Genomic DNA, 18,835 nt, shown 5'->3' with positions numbered 1-18,835 from the left:
GTAAATAATTATATTTACTCATTCCACTGAGCAAGTTTCTCAGCCTTAAACTCTTCAAAACAATCATTATCAATGGCATCCCTAATGTCTTCCATAAGTTTATTATAAAAATATAGATTATGAAGCACGCAAAGCCTCATGGCGAGCATCTCTTTTGCCTTAAATAAGTGTCTTATATAGGCTCTTGTATAGTGCCTGCAAGCAGGACATTGACATCCTTCATCAATCGGAGCGCTATCCAGCTCAAATTTAGCATTCATTATATTTATTTTACCATCACTCGTAAAAACATTTCCGTGCCTACCATTTCTTGCTGGCAATACACAATCAAAAAAGTCTACTCCCCTAGATACTGCTTCTAAAATATTACTTGGATATCCCACTCCCATAAGATATATTGGTTTATCCTGTGGTAAGTGTGGAACAACTGCATCAATGATTCTGTACATCTCTTCATGAGTCTCCCCTACTGCAAGTCCTCCTATAGCATAACCATCTAGGTTCATTTTACTAATTGTTTTAGCATGTTCTGTTCTGATATCCTCACAAATACCACCTTGATTTATTCCAAACAACATCTGTTTGTTATTTATGGTGCCCTCAAGAGAATTTAATCTATCCATTTCAGTCTTACATCTAATTAGCCATCTTGTAGTTCTTGCTACTGAGTCTTCTACATATTCTCTAGTAGATGGGTTTGATATACATTCATCAAAAGCCATGGCAATAGTAGATCCTAAATTGCTTTGTATCTGCATACTTTCTTCTGGCCCCATGAATATTTTTTTCCCGTCAATATGTGAATTAAAGTAAACTCCTTCTTCTTTAATTTTCCTCATTTTAGATAGAGAAAACACCTGAAACCCACCGGAATCTGTAAGAATAGGTCTATCCCAATTCATAAATTTATGAAGTCCTCCCATTTGCTTTATAACCTTATCTGTTGGCCTTAAGTGCAAATGATAGGTATTAGATAATTCTACTTGGCAGTTGATTTCTTTTAAATCCATAGTGGAAACAGCGCCCTTAATAACTGCCTGAGTTCCCACATTCATAAATACAGGTGTTTGAATAGTTCCATGAGGTGTTGTAAACTCACCACGTCTTACTTTACCACTTTTCTTAAGTAATTTATACATATTTACCCTACTTTCTATACAATAATTAATATAAAAACATTGCATCTCCAAAACTAAAGAATCTATATCTTTCTTTTACTGCCATATCATATGCACCCATAATTAAATCTTGGCCCGCAAAAGCGCTAACTAACATTATTAACGTGGATTCTGGCAAATGAAAATTTGTTATTATTGCATCAACAATTTTGAATTTATATCCTGGATAAATAAATATATCTGTCCATCCGGATTTTTCCTCTACTCTGCCATTATCATCTGCTATACTTTCGAGTGTTCTATTAGATGTAGTACCTACTGCAATTACTCTGCCACCCGTCTCTTTTACTTCATTAATTATCGCTGCTGCTTCACTACTAAGCATATAGTACTCTGAATGCATTTCATGTTCTTCCACTGTTGCGGCTTTTACAGGTCTAAAAGTACCCAGACCTATATGAAGTGTTACAAATACAATTTTAACACCCTTAGCTTTAATTTGACTTAGCAACTCATCTGTAAAATGGAGTCCTGCAGTAGGGGCTGCTGCAGATCCTGCAGCTCTTGAAAATACAGTCTGATATCTTTCTTTATCTTCTAATCTTTCAGTTATGTATGGTGGTAGCGGCATCTCTCCGAGTTTATCTAAAACCTCTTCAAAAATTCCTTCGAATTCAAATTCCACTATTCTACTTCCACCCTCAGAAACACTCATGACTGTTGCCTTTAGTTCTCCATTTCCAAAAACAAACCTAGCTCCAATCTTTGCTTTTTTACCCGGTTTAACTAAGGTTTCCCAGTGATTAACATCTATTCTCTTTAGGAGCAGGAATTCCATTTTACCTCCTGTTTCCTCTTTCATTCCTAAAAGCCTTGCTGGTAAAACTCTGGTGTCATTTAGCACTAAGCAATCTCCTGGGTTTAAATACTCTATTATATTTTTAAACTGTTTGTGCTGTATTTCCTTATTTGTTTTATTAACTACCATAAGCCTTGACTCATCCCTTTTTTCAACTGGATGTTGAGCAATAAGCTCCTTTGGTAAGTCAAAATAAAAATCCTTTACTTTCAAAAAAACTACATCCTTTCTTTAGCAAAAATCATTCAAACTTCATCATTAAATACTGTGAATTGTTTTAGATTTTTATGCTTATTCTATTTTTTAAAAGGCCTATTCAAATGTTGATAAGCCTTATTAGAAGCCATCCTCCCCCTTGGGGTTCTTATTATGAATCCTTTTTGAATTAAATAAGGTTCATAGACATCTTCTAAAGTTCCTAATTCTTCTCCTATAAAATAAGATAAGGTCTCTATGCCTACTGGTCCCCCATTAAAATTATCTATAATAGCTTCAAGCATTTTATTATCTATTCTATCAAATCCTTCGTCGTCTATTTCAAGAAGTTCACAAGCAGACTTTGCTAAATTCAAATCAATAATTCCATTCCCCTTAACATCACAATAATCGCGAACCCTCTTAAGCAAACGATTAGCAATTCTCGGAGTGCCTCTTGAACGTCTTGCAACTTCAATTGCAGCATCTTCCGTAATATCTACTTTTAAAATAGATGCAGAACGAATTACTATCTCTTTTAACTCACCTTGCGTATAATATTCCATGGCGCTTAGCACACCAAATCTATCACGAAGAGGTGCTGTTAATAGTCCAATCCTGGTAGTTGCACCAATAAGTGTGAACTTAGGCAAATCTAGTCTTATAGATTTTGCTGAAGCTCCTTTTCCAATTACAATATCTAAAACATAATCCTCCATAGCAGGATATAATATTTCTTCTACAGCTCTATTAAGTCTATGTATTTCATCAATAAAAATAACATCATAATCGCTCAAACTAGTTAAAATAGCTGCCAAATCCCCTGCTCTTTCAATCGCGGGCCCGGAGGTTACTTTTAAGTTACCCTTCATTTCCTTTGCAATAATGTTGGCAAGTGTTGTCTTACCAAGCCCAGGAGGACCATATAAAAGCACATGATCAAGAGCTTCTTCCCTATTTTGAGCTGCTTTAATGAATATATTTAATTTTTCTTTAATCTTTGGTTGACCAATATACTCTCTAAGTTTTTGGGGTCTTAGCGAATACTCTGCTTCCATATCTTCTTCAATGACCGATGAAGTAATAATTCTTTCCTCAATATCATCCATAGTGTACTCCCACCTTAGTTCATCAAATATTTCAAACAATCTTTAATCATATTTTCAAGTGATTGTTCTTTACTTATAGCTTTTAATGCTTTTTCTGCTTCCTTTTCAGAATATCCAAGGGAAATAAGCGCTCCTAAAACCTCTATAAGTTTTCTATCATCTTCTAAATTACTACCTGAAATTTGTGATAAAGTGTTAGCTGCTGACTGTTCAATATGAATTTTTTCTCTGAGCTCTAGAATTATTCTTTGAGCAATTTTCTTGCCTATTCCAGGTGCCCGTATTAAAGTTTTTTCATCTCCCGACACAATCGCATATTTTAAATTTGTAACACTGCAAATAGAAAGTAATGATAAGCCAGCTTTTGACCCAACTCCATTTATACTAATTACAAGGCTAAACATCTCTATCTCTTCTTTTGTTAGAAATCCGTATAGTCCAATAAAATCTTCTCTAACAATTTGTTTTATATATAATAATACATGCTCGTTAGTTTTGGGCATCTTTGCCATAGTACTTCCAGAGGTATATATTTTGTAACCCATGCCGTTATTATCTACTACAATATAGTCCTTATTAATGCCTACAAAAATTCCATTTATATATTCGTACATATATTTCCTCCTTGATGCTTTCTTCGTGAATATAAATTATTAATTGCTATCATCACATTTTTATAAAGGCTACATAACACTTTACCACCTAAACGGTATTAATTCAATAATTAAGATGCATGAAAATAAATAATAAGTCAAAAAACCTTAAGAAATACATTTTTCTTAAGGTTTTAGTACATATTTTTTTATTTCACATTAGGATGTTAAGACTTTAATAAACCCCTAGCATAATCAAAAGCCTTTTCGGGTGTTTTAAATTCTCCTTTTTCATATTCGGCGCTTTCTTCCGCATCCTTACTACCATCACTGTCTTTACTATATTTTCTACCGCGAATTAGGTCATCCACCAAGCCATCTTTCTCTTTCAAATCACCTATCTTGACATATTGTAATTCCCCTTTGTCTCGAGCTTCAAAGTCATATTTCTGCTGTTTACCATTTGCTATATAAACATTTGAATTAAATAGTTTATGAGCTGTTATGTCTCCATTTTCATCTGTTTTATAAATTGTTACAAGGTCCTCATATACTCCCAAAAAATACCTGTTAGCATTGTAACTGTACCTATTACTATTATTAACAAAAACTATTTCATCATTACTCATACTAAAAACTGTGTAACCTTGGTTTTTAAAAAATTCATTAAGTTCTAACTGTGTTTTTTTGTTTAGCACATCCGAACCATTAAATTGTTTTTCGAGCACCATATTTCTAACTTCATTGTCTTTATATCTAATCTTAAACATAAATTTTGTATCCTGAGATACCCTAACCAATTTAGTATTCACGGACGTTTGCATTAAATTATTTTTGTCATTATCATTAATACTTTTCGCAGTGAATTTTAAATATGGCAATTTGCCACAAGCTTCAAGCTTTAAATCATTTTTATTCATATAGTGATTAAGAGAATAGTTAGCACCAACGAAAGTTATTAAAATTATTGTAAATATTGAATATAAAATTTTTCTGTTTTTCATATTACCACTCCTTATTTGAAATTATGTCCATATAAGGGGGTATTCATTCAATAAATTGAAAAATATAACTTAAATATCAATTTCCTATAATCATAAAGGTGAAATGTATGTATCAATGAGACAGATAGTATATAATAAATTTTACGGACCCTTAGTTTATGTAATTAAATCATCTCCTTCGGAGCTGCAATATTAATATATACCTTGAAAGGAGTTTATTATGACGATTTATAGATTATCAAATGATTTAGTATTCCCAGATCCATCTCTAAGCGACGCGGATGGACTTTTAGCCATTGAAGGCGACCTATCTCCCGAGAGATTACTACTTGCGTATTCTAATGGAATATTTCCATGGTTTTCAGAAGACGAGCCTATACTTTGGTGGTCACCTGATCCAAGATTTATTGTTTATCCAAAAGATATTAGAATTTCACATTCTATGAAAAAACTACTTAAAAAGAGTACATATAGGGTTTCCTTTGATACTTGTTTCAGAGATGTTATATGTAATTGTTCTAATACAAGAAAAGAAACAGGTACATGGATTACAAATGAAATGATTGAAGCTTACTGCAAGCTTCACGAACTCGGCTATGCCCATTCAGTGGAAACCTGGTACAAAGATAAGTTAGTTGGTGGATTATACGGCATAAGTATAGGAAAATGTTTTTTTGGTGAATCAATGTTTTCAACTATGGATAATGCCTCTAAGGTAGCCTTTACTACTCTAGGCAAATCATTGGAAGAAAAAGGATTTTCTATGATTGACTGTCAGGTTCATACAACTCATTTGGAAAGTTTAGGAGCAGTTTATATTCCAAGAGAAAAATTCTTGGAACTTATGAAAAAAGAAATTTCAATAAACCCTTTAAAATTGTGCTTTTAAGTTGCACAATTCCTTAATTATTCAAGCTCTAAAACTTCTTACAAACAGAAACACTGAAGCATGGAAACGCATTGACAAACTCCAAGTATTATAATATGATTAAATAAATATTGCTTAGGTACTTTTGTCACCGGATAAATGTACTGAAATCATAAGCGTTAGGAATTCATGCCGTTAGGTCTTAGGGTATGAATCGCCTAATGCTTTTTTTTGTTAGGAGGATTATAGTATGAAAACTAAAATTAATACAAGCATTAAACATAAAATAATTAATAAAAAGGGGATATGTAAAAGTATGAAAACAAAAACTAATACAAGCATTAATAAATTATTTTTTAAATATGTGTTGTTAAATGTAATCAGCATGATAGGGTTGTCTTTCTACATATTGGCAGATACGATATTTGTATCAAGAAATATGGGTAATAACGGTTTAACTGCATTGAATTTAGTATTGCCTATTTATAGTCTTGTGAATGGTATCGGTTTAATGCTCGGCATGGGAGGTGCCATAAGGTATTCCATCCTCTGCGGAGAGGGAAATTTCAAAAATGCAAGCAAGACCTTTACGCAAACCATCTATATGGCTCTTGCCTTTGGGTTCCTATTTACGGCAGTCGGAGCATTCTTCTCTGGTGATATTGCGAGACTGCTAGGTGCTGATGCAGAGGTAATGCCAATGGCAAGTTCATACCTAAGAACAATACTGCTATTTTCCTGTGCTTTTATGGTAAACACTGTGATTGTTTGTTTTGTACGGAATGATAACAATCCGAAGCTCTCGATGATTGCCATGCTTGCAGGAAGCTTTGGCAATGTCATTCTTGATTATATTTTTATATTTCACATGAATCTTGGTATGTTCGGCGCCGCATTTGCGACAGGTCTTGCCCCTATCATAAGTATTGGCATACTGTCTATCCATCTTATACAGAAGAAAAACCGTTTTAAATTAGTAAAAACATCCTTACAAAAGAAGTATGTAAAAAAAATATTTTCGCTCGGATTACCGTCTTTGTTCACCGAGGTATCTTCAGGACTCATTATACTTTTATTCAATATTGAAATTTTAAATCTCATCGGAAACATCGGCGTTGCAGCATATGGAATTATCGCTAACCTTGCTTTAATTGTTGTCGCTGTTTTTACTGGTATTGCACAGGGTATACAACCCATTTTGAGTATAAATTTCGGTACAGGAAATAAAGACAATATAAAGAAAGTATTCAGATACGCTGTGATACTTGCATTTTGTATTGGCTTCGCTTTCTATATTGCAGGGGCGGTTTACCCGAATGTTATTATCCAACTGTTTAACAAGGAGTATAATGCTGCGCTTGCTGATATGGCGACACAAGGTATAAGGCTGTATTTTATTTCCTTCTTCTTCATGGGTTTTAATATTCTAACGTCTTCATTTTTTGCTTCTATTAATCAACCTGCAAAAGCATTTACCGTTTCTCTTGCAAGAGGTTTTATTACTGTTATCCCTTTGATTTTCATTCTTCCGCATTTTCTGCAAATGACAGGAGTTTGGTTAACTATTCCGTGTGCAGAAGTGATTACCTTATTGTTGAGCTTATTCCTTATAAAGAATTATCTCAAAGATGATATTTCTATGCATCCGCCAATTTGACATACTATCACGCTCCATTCGATAGCTTTTATTTTATTACAAAAACAAAAGCTATCGAATATTATACAATATACACTATAGAGTCAGAATCTAAAAAAAGTGAACGGCACCCTGCACGTTGTGCAGGGTGCCGTTCATAATATAATAGTGCAGTCTTTTATTATGTTAGAAATCAACACTACTCTTAATAGTATGCTACCATCTTATCTTTGGTAAAGAATACTAAGTAAAATATTCAATTATTGCCTGCTTAAAATTATTATTTATAAGTTCTGAGATATAATTTTTAATATCCTCGCTGTCTGGTTTTTTATAGACATATTTGAATTTTCCATACGGCCCCCATTTCAATTGCCTTTTTTCTTCATTCAGATCAAGCTTAGTATTTTTAAATCGTTGAACTATCAACTCCTTTGCCGCTTTAGTAAATCTATGTTGAATAAGTTCAAAGCTTACTTCCCCAGTATAATCACCTAGTGCTATTTTTAGTGTTTCAAATAACTCCTTATATTCCTCACGCCAATTATCATATATCATGATAGGTGCAATTATGAATCCTATTGGATATCCAGCAGCAGCAATTTTTTTAACTGCGTCTATTCTCTCCTTAAAACTAGAAGTATTGTGTTCGAAATTATCTATTACATAACGCGAATTTAAAGTAAATCTGAATTTTGTGTGCTTGTTATGTTTTAGCTTTAAAAATGGATCAACATCATTAAATTTCGTTACAAGCCTCAATCTACCATTGGAACTTTCTCCAAAGAACTCTATGCATCTTTTTAAGTTCCCACTTAAGTGTTCAAGCGCAATGGGATCTGTTATACTTGCACATTCAAAGGTCGTAATATTCGGCTTGTTATCCTCTATATAAGTTTGTATATTCTCTAAAATTTCTTCAATATTCATAAAAATCTTCATGAAAGGTTTTTCACCTTGAGTAGTCTGAAGATAGCAATATTCACAATTTGCAGGGCATGAACTTGATAGTGAAAATTGATAATCAGCAGATGGTTTGCAACTCGATAATTTTTTTTGACCGTTTATCGTAAAAAGAACAACCTTTTTAGACATTGCATAATTTTTTTCAGGTGATCCACAATCTATTATTACTCTTTTAGAATTAACTATGGGTACCTTTAAGCTTTCTAAGTGCTCTATAACTTTTTTTGCTGCATCATATTTCAGAACTTTAGGATCTATATATGCAATGTCTGGTATAAATAACTCCATTATCCTCACCTCATAAGTATTATTTTATTAAACAAAGTTATTTATACATCTCAGCTCCTTTATAGTCTTCCTTATTTCTTATTTCTTACTTATTATCACTTAAAAGCACACAATAATTATTGCACCTACTGATTCCATAATAAAACCGCGGTTTTATATTTACCATAGTAACCAAAATATAGGGAGAACGGTATAATAAATATATACCGTTCTCCCTATGTTTCAGTGATTTTACAAACTTAATATTTTTTATCTAGTGTTGTATTTATTGATCACCTTATTTTTTAATTTTTTCCCAAGGGTTTCTCCTATAAATCTATCAATCATTTCTTCCTTAGTAGCTTTACCTTCTACAAATATGTTAAATTTCTTGCAAAGCTTGCCTAGGTCCCCTTTACTTATATCACAAGTCTTAATAAAGCTTTTTGCAGTTTTAACACTAGTCATAGCTATTATACGTTTATACATTTCATCATTAGTCATGGATGCACCTCAAATTTCTTATTTATCAAATACATTATATCATCTTAAATAACATCAATAAATCATTTCTAATTAAATTAATAAGTTTTTTTTTTAAAGTCTTCTAGAAATCGAATATTTATGATATTTACCCATTATTTTATTTTTTATTATCATGCAATACTTGATCAATTACAATTACCATTGCTAAGGTAAACGCATAATTTTCTTCTTCATTGATGGCAATTTCATAAGTATCTCCCCACGAAAGCCATTTTTTGTTTATTTGCGCAACTATACTACCATTTTTCACTATTGAAAAATCATGAGCAAAGAAGTCTCCTTCAATCTCGTAATTACCCATATCGCTTTCTATATGGAATTTATTACTAAATAAAGTGAATTCTTTTTTCACTTTGGCAGCATAGTTTCCGCTTAAATATATATTATATTCCGGCAGTAACTTAAATAACTTCTGCTCAATGTATATAATTTCATTATTATTCATATCATAAATTCTAAGTTTATTTCCAAATGAGAAAATCTTTCCTTCTACATTGAATACATCATTACCTGAAACATCTTTAATACTAAAACTGTCACCTATTGAGAATATCTTTTCTCGGATATAAAACTTCACACAAACTCCCCCAATAACATTTATTCTTATATATTTTATTATACATTATAAATATAGTTCCATTAGTTCTAATTTGATTTTACCAAAACCTACATGCATTATCAATAAAACTAAGAAGTTCAAATGGAGGATACGGTTAATTTTTTTCATATATACTTATATTAAAATGGAGCAAAGTTGATAGCTTTGAGGTATCATTAGCTTTTTCTCTCATTGCATTATCAATAGTCCAATAGTAAGGAGTCATTGCAATAAGACTCTTTATATCTTCAGCATTTCCGACATCGATGCTGTACTTAACTTCCACGCTCTGAGTTAACTTAAATCCATCAAATGTTGTTACTTTTTCCTCATGTTTTCTAGCATTTACATATAATATTTCTTTTAAACCATATAAATGTTGAACTCCAGGAGTTATAACAACTAGCTTACCGTTATCCTTTAGAACCCTATTAAGCTCAGTCTCATCTGAGGGTGCAAAATTTCTTATAATGATATCTATAGTGCCTGGCATTATGGGTAGGTTAAAATTACTACCTACTATAAATTTTATTTTTTTATCTCTCTTAGTTGCATAAGTAACTGCAGCTTTCGAAATATCTACGCCAAAAAAATCAATTTCTTTATTTCGGGTGTAGCTAGCTTCTTTTCTATGTATGGCTTCCTTTAATCTGCATAAAAAATATCCTTCTCCACACCCAGCATCAAGTATATTTATATTATTTCCATTTATATTTGATATTATTACATCATTTAGTTTATCAGAAAAAGTGTGATAATACCCTTTATTTAAAAAGTCTCTACGCCCTTCCATCATTTCTTTGCAGTCACCAGGGTCTTTTGTTTTCTTTTGATTAGCAAGCAAAAGATTAATATGTCCTTTACTTGCTATATCATAACTATGATTATTTAAACATACATATTGTTTTTCATACTTTTTTAAACTTAAGTTGCATACGGGACATTTTAATATAGATTCTTTATTTTCTATTGTCACAAAATCACTGCCTTTCTTTAATTTTCTTTAATTTTAGAATGGTTTTTTCGCTAAACTCTACTCCAATTGAATCTAATATAAACATAAATATTGGGATTCCAAGGAGCAGACCCCAAATTCCCATAAAATGCTCTGACACTATTAATGTTACAAAAGTAAAAAATATTGGAAGATTGGTGGTATCAGACATAAACTTTGGGTTTAAAATATAACTTTCAATAGCATGAATTATAAAAATCATAATAAGCACAAATATTACTTTAACTAACCCGCCCATTTTAAAAGCAATTAAACATAGGGGAATTAGCGAAATAAATAACCCCGCCACTGGTATAAGACTTAAAATAAATATCATAAATGCAAGAGCGAATAATTTCGGAAATCCCATTATAGTTAATCCTATCACTGATAATACTGTATTTGCAATGGCTATCATTATTTGAGCCTGTATTACTTTACCAAAGGAATTTAAAAAATTATTACCAAAATAGCTCAAATAATTATATGCCACAGATACTTTACTATATTTAAACTTATGTACAAATTTTAACACGCTGTCCTTCTCTAATATAAATACTAAGCTTAGTAAAAGTGCCATAAAAAAATTAAAACTCCATTTTCCAAAATTAGTTACAAAAATCATAATACTTTGAATACCCGATTTAGCATAATTTGCAATATTAATTTGATTAAACATCGGTGCTAAATACTTCGTAAATCCTTTTGTATTTTCAGAAAAATTAATATATTCCATCTTGCCTAAAATAGATATACTTTCAGAAATAGCAATTGGTATATATTTTACTGCTAGAAGGACTATTGTTACTGTCATAAACATATATATAATTATAGTAATAATAGTTGGATTTACTTTTACTACTCTGTTAATTTGCTTAACTAATAAACTTTGTAGACTATTCACTAAATAAGTAATCATAAATGTTAATAGAATCAAATTAAAAATGGATCTTATTAAATATGCAAATAATATTATTGCTAAAAGCAATAGCATTTTCTCTACGGTTTTTCTATTAAATAACTGTGTTATTGTTTGCATTTAAGGCGCTCCTTCATCTTTTTTATTGTTTTTTGTTAAAATTTATTGAGATTTATTTAAACATTATTTTAATTTTTTCGCTATAATAAATTATTTTTCGGCTATTTCATTATATCAAATTGTTTAACTTATTTCTATTAATTACTATGTACTAAATTTAAAATTTTATAATACACGAAGAATAAGAAAAATGGTGTATAATATATATACTAATAAGAAAGTTTGGTGATGATAATAAATGAAACCTGTAATTATGTTTGTAACTGAATGGTGTCCATATTGTAAAAAAGCACTTACTTGGATGGACGCTATAAAAAAACAAAATCCAGAATACGCTGGTATTGATATTAAAATAATTGATGAAGAGCTTCAACCGGATATAGCAAAACAATATACATACTATTATGTCCCTACGTACTATGTTGACGGAGTTAAAGTTCATGAAGGCGTTGCCTCTAAAAATATTATTAATGGTATATTTGAAAAGGCCTTAAAATAATTTTAATAAACTAAAAATGTAAGAAGATAATTTTAAATTATCTTCTTACATTTTTTTAATTTCATGTATATCTTTTTAATCGCGGGATATACTATTATTGTAGTCGACAAACAAACATTAAACTTATAAAAGGGAGATGTTAGTTATGTTAATAAGTAAACCACTTGTAATTTTAAGCGTAGGCAATATTGCTGGGGCTAAAAATGGGGACTACTAAGTAATTCCGTATGAAAATTAAAATACGGAGTTATAAATCCATATTTTATATGGATTAGTAAAGCCAATGATTATTTTATATAATCATTGGCTTTATGTTTTTTATCTTGTTGATCTAAAATTTTTAGGCTGCTGACTCCCGCCCTGATTTCTTCCATTTCTTCTAGCATTGCCTGATTGTTGAGGCTTTCTTGTTGAAGGTTTATTTGCCTTATCATTACTTGCTATTACAGGTTCATTACTTGCAGGATAAGGATGATCTTCAATTACTGGTATTGATTTTGATATAACCTTTTGAATATCCTTAAGAAAAGGTTTTTCTTCTTCATCGCAAAACGAAAGTGCAACTCCACCAAGTCCTGCCCTACCAGTCCTTCCTATTCTATGAACATAAGTCTCTGGTATATTTGGCAAATCAAAATTGATTACATGAGATAATTCATCAACATCAATACCTCTCGCTGCTATATCTGTTGCGACTAATACTCTTGTTATACCCGACTTAAAATTATTTAAAGCAAGTTGCCTAGCACTTTGAGATTTATTACCATGAATAGCTTGTGCTTCTATTCCTACATTGTTAAGGTCCTTCGTGATTTTATTTGCACCATGCTTTGTTCTTGAAAATACTAAGGCAGAAACTATGGACTTATCTTTTAGCAAATGAATAAGTAGCGGTTTCTTATCTTTTTTATCCACAAAATATACTGATTGTTCAATAAGCTCAATGGTAGATGAAACAGGTGTCACTGCTACTTTTACTGGATCCACAAGAATAGAATCAACTAGCTTTGAGATTTCTGGTGGCATAGTCGCTGAAAATAACATAGTTTGTCTAATTTTAGGTAGTTGCGCTATAATTTTTTTTACGTCACGCAAAAATCCCATATCAAGCATACGGTCTGCCTCGTCAAGTACAAACATTTCCACATGGTGTATGTTAATGTATTTCTGTTGCATTAAATCGAGTAATCTACCAGTAGTGGCAATTAAAATATCTACTCCATCTTTTAAAGCATCAGTTTGTTTTTTTTGTGATACGCCTCCGAAAATAACTGCACTAGTAAGATTCATGTGTTTACTATAGGCTGTAAAACTTTCTCCAATTTGAATTGCTAGTTCCCTAGTAGGTGCGAGTATTAAGGCCTTTATATTTTTAGGTCCCTTTATAACTTTTTGCCTCCCACAAAGAATTTGCAGTATAGGAATAGCAAAAGCCGCTGTCTTTCCAGTGCCTGTCTGAGCACAGCCTAGAAAGTCTTTTCCTTCCAATATAGTAGGAATTGCAGCTTCTTGTATAGGCGTAGGTTGCACATAACCTTCAGTTTTTAAAGCCTTGTTTATTGGTGTAATAAGATTTAAGTCTTCGAATAACATTTTTTTCTCCTTTGGAAGTGGCTGTCTTTGACTTTAAATGTCACAAATCACTGATATCCTGTTATGAATTTTCCCGAAAATTGGAAACAACAACTTTCTTACATGATTATATTGCATCTAAGAAACCACCCTTTTATTAGTGATATGAGCATATTTAGGCTGATTTTTCTTCATTTAGCTCCGACTTTGTAGGTCTATGATGTATAAATAAATATGTTTCTTTTATATCAACTTCAATCTTATAACTGTTTTAATTCAACTATTCGTTGCACTCATATTTTTTTATTATAACATATTTCGACTCTTGTTGCTATTCTTCTATTTTCCATAAATAATGTTGAATATAAATGTTAATTTACCACAAACTATATCTACAAAATATTTTTTTTACAAAAGGAGACATTTATATGAATGAAAACTTTAATTACCCTATGAACGTACCTGAGCAAAAACAAGATAAACAACCAGGATTAGAAACGCTTATGAATCCAAGACCTATTTTTGAAAATTTAAATTGCATAGGTTCTGGAAAATTAATGAATAAAGTTGCCTTAATTACAGGTGGCGATAGTGGCATTGGAAAAGCAATTGCTCTTGCATACGCCAGAGAAGGAGCTGACATAGCCATAGTATATCTTGATGAGCATGAAGATGCAGAAGAGACAAAAAAACTTATTGAGGCAAAGGGTAGAAAGTGTATTTTAATTGCCGGAGATATAGGAGACGATACCTTTTGCAATGATTCTGTAAATAAAATAATAAAAGAATTTAGTAAATTAGATATTCTTGTGAACAATGCCGGTGAGCAACATCCCCAAAATAGTATTGAAGATATTACAAAGCAGCAACTAGAGAAAACTTTTAAAACAAATATTTTTGCCATGTTTTATATGGTTAAAGCTGCATTACCCCATTTAATAGAGGGTGCTACTATTATAAATACTTCATCGGTTACAGCCTACAAAGGCCACGAAACATTAATTGATTACTCCTCAACTAAGGGAGCAATAGTTACCTTCACCCGTTCTTTAGCTCTTTCATTAGCAAGTAGAAAAATACGAGTTAACTCAGTGGCTCCAGGCCCCATATGGACACCTCTTATACCGTCTTCCTTTAGCGCAAATGAGGTTGGTAAATTTGGGAGCAACACTCCTATGGGAAGGCCAGGTCAACCTGTAGAACTCGCTGAAACTTATGTGTTTTTAGCTTCCGAAGGTTCTTCATTTATAAGCGGTGAAACTATTCATGTAAATGGCGGCAATATTATAAATGGTTAATACCTGGTATCATCCAGCTTACAAGTGGCATGTTTCTTATCATAACTAAATAGGAAAATACAAAATAGGCGTCAATTTTTTGAGGCCTATTTTGTTCGCTTTGTGGTACCTTTATTTCTACCTCTCTCCTTTTGCAATTTTTTAAAAATTTATAATTATTTTATTTCTATTGGAAATAGCTTCACTTAATTTGTTAATATATCCACACATATAATAATAGTACATTGGCAAATATATATACCAATAGTATTATTAATAAGTAATTTGATCCTTGTATATTTTTTAAAAATTTCTTAAAATAATTTATTTTTTAAGGAGGAAGATATTATCAAAATCAAAATTTTTACTTTCACGCTTTTTGTTAGTTTACTTCTTAATATTTGCAATATGACAATAGCCTCGGCTACAAATTTTACTTTTACAGATCAAAACGCTAATAAGTATAACATAATAATGAAGCAAGACCTACTCTGCCTAATGATAGCTTATTCTGAATATATTACAAATATTGAAGAAAATAATGGACACGTATATTTAATAATGAAGTCTGGAAAAAAATTATGCTATGATGACAAGAAAGAGAAAAATTCACAAGAAAAACTATCAAACCCAGATCTTCAAGACACGTTAGATCAAATTTATCCCCTTTCTGCTGTTAAAAGCATTATGGAGTCTAATTTTGATCCTGGTCGCTTTCGGTCCTACGACTTATTATCAGAAGTTTATGGCACTTCAAAAAAAGCTGTAGAATCCAAACTTACAAAAGTCAAAGTAGGTTATAGTAATTTTCAATTCAATAATAGTAGTAGTGCATCCGATTCACTGCAATCTGTTATGAGTGAGCTAATTCCTCTTTCAGAAAGAAACCAAAATGTAAGAAGATGTCTTCTTCCCTGTAGTGGAACTTTTAATTATCGCGTAATTGCAGGTACAAATCGATTAAGTCCTCATTCTTTTGGTATTGCTATTGATCTTGCTAGTGATAAAAGTGATTATTGGAAATGGGCATCAAAAGAAGCAGGTGAAAACAGATTATCCTCATATCCGAACGAGCTTGTAAAAGTTTTTGAAAATAATGGCTTTGTTTGGGGTGGTAAATGGTCACACTTTGATATCTTACATTTCGAGTATAGACCTGAAATCATTTTAAAAGCTCGCTATTTTACAGGCAATGTAGGTTCAAAAAATGCTTGGTATGAAGGTGCACCATGGCAACAAGTGCCTATAAAGAATGCAATTGATAGAATCAATGCATTAATAAAATAATAGGAGTATAATATTATGAATTTTTGTAAAATTAAAAAGTTACAATTATCTAAAAGTAGATTACTTATATTTATCATACTTCTTTTATTAATACAGTTATATAGCAATAGTTACACATATGCTATTACGGATGATTCAAAAAAAGAAGTTACTAGTTATATAGATCAAATTTTTCAAAAAAGAAACAAAGCCCTACTTAGCGGTGATTTAAAATTAATACAGTCACTTTATAATATGGACACAAAATATGGAACTTGGGCATATGAATATGAAAAAAGAAAGATGGAGTATATTAATAATTGGGCAGAAAAACAAGGAGTTAAGTTTACACATATTATACCAACTGTAATTGTAAAAAATATTAAAGGTAGCAATAATAATCTTTCAGTTTATTTATTATGCTCCACAGAATATAAATATGAATATGAAAATCAGCCCGGACTAGAAAATACGTCTAGAATTGGAACCTATCACAACTTACAACTTATGAGTAAAGATGGTTCTTGGGTAATTTCTAAAGAATGGTATAAAGACCCTTTTGCAAACTCTTTAAACTTAGATAATATTAAGGCAGATTCTATAAAAAAATTTATACTATCCCAAAGCGCACGAGATCTATCTGCCATAGATAAAGGAAGAGTAAGTGCTATAGAATATGCTGATAAATATTGCGGGGCTGCAAGCACTGCAGAATACGAATACAAGTATAATAAAAAGTACAGAAATTATAATCCCGAAGGTGGTGATTGTGCAAACTTTGCATCACAAATTCTTTTAGAAGGAAGTAAATTCAGAAAAAATCCTGCTTGGAACTACGACAAAAATGGAGCAACAAGATCTTGGCTAAATGCGGATGGTTTTAAAAACTATATGCTATATAGTGGTAGAGCATCAATAATTTCCTATGGCAGCTATGACAAAGTATATAAAGCTAGTTATAATCTACTGCCAGGAGATTTTGTTGCCTATGAAAAGAAAAATGACATAACTCATATTTCTGTTGTTACAGGATCTGATTCAAGAGGATATTCCTTGGTCAGCTGTCATAATTCTGATAGAAATAAAGTTCCTTGGGATCTTGGATGGAGCGATAAAAACATTAAATTTTGGTTAGTTAGAGTTCATTATTAACAAAAATATTAAAACAATAAACTATAAGGAGGTAAATAATCATGAAAACTGAAGAACAAATTAAATCAGAAGTTACTAGGCAGGTTATTGATAGTATGAAAACAACTTTAAATGAAGAATTAACTGAGGTAGAGAAGGAATTTGAGGAAACTTATAAAAGCAAGCTTGAGCAAGAAATTCAATATACATTAGAACTTTCAGAAACAGGTCTTAAACACAATTCAACTAAAAACATAAAAGTAGAAAATAAAAAACTAATACAGCAATTAGATAATATAAGAAGTGAAAAGGCTAAAGTTGAGAGCAAATTAAAGACATTAAATGAATTCGAAAATTTATAGTTCCCCAGAAAGTGTCGTTGTGGCATGGTTAAGTTGACTTATTCTTTTCAATATAGTAGTATATAGTTTGATGAATAAATATTATATTATGCATAATATGTATATTTTAGTGTAGATAAGGAGAATTAACTTACCATGAATATTTCTACTAAAGGAAGATACGGTTTAAGGGCAATGGTTGATATAGCTGTGCATTCATTTGGAGACTATATACCCTTAAAGGTTATCGCTGAAAGGCAGTCAATCTCAGAAAATTATCTAGAACAAGTGTTCTCAGTACTTAGAAAGGCTAATCTTGTAAAAAGTGCAAGAGGATCCCAGGGTGGTTATACCCTATCAAAAGAAGCATCAAAAATCACAGTAGGTGAAGTTTTAAGAACCCTTGAAGGTGATTTAGATATTACTGGAGATGATGGTGGTGCCTTAGGTGTTGATAAAACCATAAAAGTTTGTATAAACACTCTAGTTTGGCAAGAGGTTAATGAACAAATTAATAAAGTTATGGATTCAGTAACGCTACAAGATCTTGTAGAAAAATATAAAAGTCTAAATGATGAGTATATCTTAGACTTTATAATATAAATGAAGAATAACAGCACTTTGGAAATCCCGGTGCTGTTATTCTTCATTTATTTTCATTAACATAAAAGAACACCTTGATTAATTCTATTCCCATAAATCTTCAGTTAATTTTTCAATTTCTCTGATTCTTTTTTTAGTTTCCATTGTATCAATAGTAATCAAACCATTATCAATACTAAGTACGTCTCCTTCTTTAGCGCTATGAGGTAATTTAATCCTTTTAATATCAATCATACTTCTATCTTCTTTTTCACATACTGCATAACAGCCAACAAATCTATCTATTATTATTTTCATACAATCAACTCCTTAACGAGGTGCCCCCCAAACGCTACATGGTTCATATCCCGCTTT

General features: G+C 31.4%; 20 protein-coding genes. 8 read left to right on the top strand and 12 right to left on the bottom strand.

Annotated elements, in window-relative coordinates; all coding sequences use genetic code 11:
• Positions 1-14: 14 nt before the first annotated feature.
• From tgt to KTC94_RS01880, 5 genes are all read right to left on the bottom strand, one after another.
• Entirely contained in the window at positions 15-1,139 is a 1,125-nt protein-coding gene (gene tgt / locus KTC94_RS01900) for a tRNA guanosine(34) transglycosylase Tgt (RefSeq protein WP_216302785.1), read from the bottom strand.
• Between the two features lie 25 nt (positions 1,140-1,164).
• Entirely contained in the window at positions 1,165-2,190 is a 1,026-nt protein-coding gene (gene queA / locus KTC94_RS01895) for a tRNA preQ1(34) S-adenosylmethionine ribosyltransferase-isomerase QueA (protein ID WP_216302784.1), read from the bottom strand.
• Positions 2,191-2,273: 83 nt separating this feature from the next.
• Positions 2,274-3,272, bottom strand: a complete 999-nt coding sequence (gene ruvB / locus KTC94_RS01890; RefSeq protein WP_216302839.1) for a Holliday junction branch migration DNA helicase RuvB — start codon at positions 3,270-3,272, stop codon at positions 2,274-2,276.
• A gap of 23 nt (positions 3,273-3,295) precedes the next feature.
• Positions 3,296-3,895, bottom strand: a complete 600-nt coding sequence (ruvA, locus tag KTC94_RS01885; RefSeq protein ID WP_165412779.1) for a Holliday junction branch migration protein RuvA — start codon at positions 3,893-3,895, stop codon at positions 3,296-3,298.
• A 206-nt stretch (positions 3,896-4,101) separates the two neighbouring features.
• Positions 4,102-4,878, bottom strand: coding sequence for a hypothetical protein (locus KTC94_RS01880; protein ID WP_216302783.1), 777 nt, complete (start codon positions 4,876-4,878; stop codon positions 4,102-4,104).
• A 220-nt stretch (positions 4,879-5,098) separates the two neighbouring features.
• Between KTC94_RS01880 and aat the strand changes: the two genes are divergently transcribed.
• Positions 5,099-5,767 carry a leucyl/phenylalanyl-tRNA--protein transferase gene (aat, locus tag KTC94_RS01875; RefSeq protein ID WP_220319536.1) on the top strand — a complete coding sequence of 223 codons (669 nt, stop codon included), beginning with the start codon at positions 5,099-5,101 and terminating at the stop codon, positions 5,765-5,767.
• A gap of 229 nt (positions 5,768-5,996) precedes the next feature.
• On the top strand, positions 5,997-7,403 hold the full coding sequence (locus KTC94_RS01870; protein ID WP_253198152.1) for an MATE family efflux transporter: 1,407 nt from the start codon (positions 5,997-5,999) through the stop codon (positions 7,401-7,403).
• A gap of 222 nt (positions 7,404-7,625) precedes the next feature.
• On the opposite strand, the gene splB is transcribed toward KTC94_RS01870, so the two are convergent.
• The 5 genes from splB to KTC94_RS01845 all read right to left on the bottom strand — a co-directional run bounded on the left by splB (position 7,626) and on the right by KTC94_RS01845 (position 11,792).
• Complete coding sequence (splB, locus tag KTC94_RS01865) at positions 7,626-8,636, bottom strand: spore photoproduct lyase (RefSeq protein ID WP_216302781.1); 1,011 nt, start codon at positions 8,634-8,636, stop codon at positions 7,626-7,628.
• Between the two features lie 249 nt (positions 8,637-8,885).
• A complete protein-coding gene (locus KTC94_RS01860; RefSeq protein ID WP_165414612.1) occupies positions 8,886-9,119 on the bottom strand; it encodes a hypothetical protein in 234 nt (77 codons plus the stop codon).
• Positions 9,120-9,258: 139 nt separating this feature from the next.
• Positions 9,259-9,738 carry an LURP-one-related/scramblase family protein gene (locus tag KTC94_RS01855; RefSeq protein WP_216302780.1) on the bottom strand — a complete coding sequence of 160 codons (480 nt, stop codon included), beginning with the start codon at positions 9,736-9,738 and terminating at the stop codon, positions 9,259-9,261.
• A gap of 136 nt (positions 9,739-9,874) precedes the next feature.
• A complete protein-coding gene (locus tag KTC94_RS01850; RefSeq protein WP_216302779.1) occupies positions 9,875-10,735 on the bottom strand; it encodes a putative RNA methyltransferase in 861 nt (286 codons plus the stop codon).
• 4 nt (positions 10,736-10,739) lie between these two features.
• Entirely contained in the window at positions 10,740-11,792 is a 1,053-nt protein-coding gene (locus tag KTC94_RS01845) for an AI-2E family transporter (RefSeq protein WP_216302778.1), read from the bottom strand.
• A gap of 238 nt (positions 11,793-12,030) precedes the next feature.
• On the opposite strand from KTC94_RS01845, the gene KTC94_RS01840 reads away from it, so the two are divergent.
• Positions 12,031-12,291 (top strand): thioredoxin family protein, encoded by a 261-nt coding sequence (locus tag KTC94_RS01840; RefSeq protein ID WP_165414609.1) that lies wholly within the window; start codon positions 12,031-12,033, stop codon positions 12,289-12,291.
• Between the two features lie 318 nt (positions 12,292-12,609).
• On the opposite strand, the gene KTC94_RS01835 is transcribed toward KTC94_RS01840, so the two are convergent.
• A complete protein-coding gene (locus tag KTC94_RS01835; protein ID WP_216302777.1) occupies positions 12,610-13,884 on the bottom strand; it encodes a DEAD/DEAH box helicase in 1,275 nt (424 codons plus the stop codon).
• Between the two features lie 407 nt (positions 13,885-14,291).
• Between KTC94_RS01835 and KTC94_RS01830 the strand changes: the two genes are divergently transcribed.
• The 5 genes from KTC94_RS01830 to KTC94_RS01810 all read left to right on the top strand — a co-directional run bounded on the left by KTC94_RS01830 (position 14,292) and on the right by KTC94_RS01810 (position 18,481).
• On the top strand, positions 14,292-15,161 hold the full coding sequence (locus KTC94_RS01830; protein WP_216302776.1) for an SDR family oxidoreductase: 870 nt from the start codon (positions 14,292-14,294) through the stop codon (positions 15,159-15,161).
• A 387-nt stretch (positions 15,162-15,548) separates the two neighbouring features.
• Positions 15,549-16,427 carry a M15 family metallopeptidase gene (locus KTC94_RS01825; protein ID WP_220319535.1) on the top strand — a complete coding sequence of 293 codons (879 nt, stop codon included), beginning with the start codon at positions 15,549-15,551 and terminating at the stop codon, positions 16,425-16,427.
• 15 nt (positions 16,428-16,442) lie between these two features.
• Positions 16,443-17,558, top strand: coding sequence for an amidase domain-containing protein (locus KTC94_RS01820; protein WP_216302775.1), 1,116 nt, complete (start codon positions 16,443-16,445; stop codon positions 17,556-17,558).
• A gap of 41 nt (positions 17,559-17,599) precedes the next feature.
• Positions 17,600-17,899 (top strand): hypothetical protein, encoded by a 300-nt coding sequence (locus KTC94_RS01815; protein WP_165414604.1) that lies wholly within the window; start codon positions 17,600-17,602, stop codon positions 17,897-17,899.
• A gap of 135 nt (positions 17,900-18,034) precedes the next feature.
• Positions 18,035-18,481 carry an Rrf2 family transcriptional regulator gene (locus KTC94_RS01810; RefSeq protein ID WP_165414603.1) on the top strand — a complete coding sequence of 149 codons (447 nt, stop codon included), beginning with the start codon at positions 18,035-18,037 and terminating at the stop codon, positions 18,479-18,481.
• An 84-nt stretch (positions 18,482-18,565) separates the two neighbouring features.
• On the opposite strand, the gene KTC94_RS01805 is transcribed toward KTC94_RS01810, so the two are convergent.
• Entirely contained in the window at positions 18,566-18,778 is a 213-nt protein-coding gene (locus KTC94_RS01805; protein WP_220286588.1) for a DUF3006 domain-containing protein, read from the bottom strand.
• Positions 18,779-18,835 lie beyond the last annotated feature (57 nt).

Source organism: Clostridium sp. CM028 (genome assembly GCF_030585565.1).
Classification (GTDB): Bacteria; Bacillota; Clostridia; order Clostridiales; family Clostridiaceae; genus Clostridium_AD; species Clostridium_AD estertheticum_B.
The sequence above is the reverse complement of the archived record's forward strand: the minus strand, read 5'-3'. Positions and strand labels throughout refer to the sequence as shown.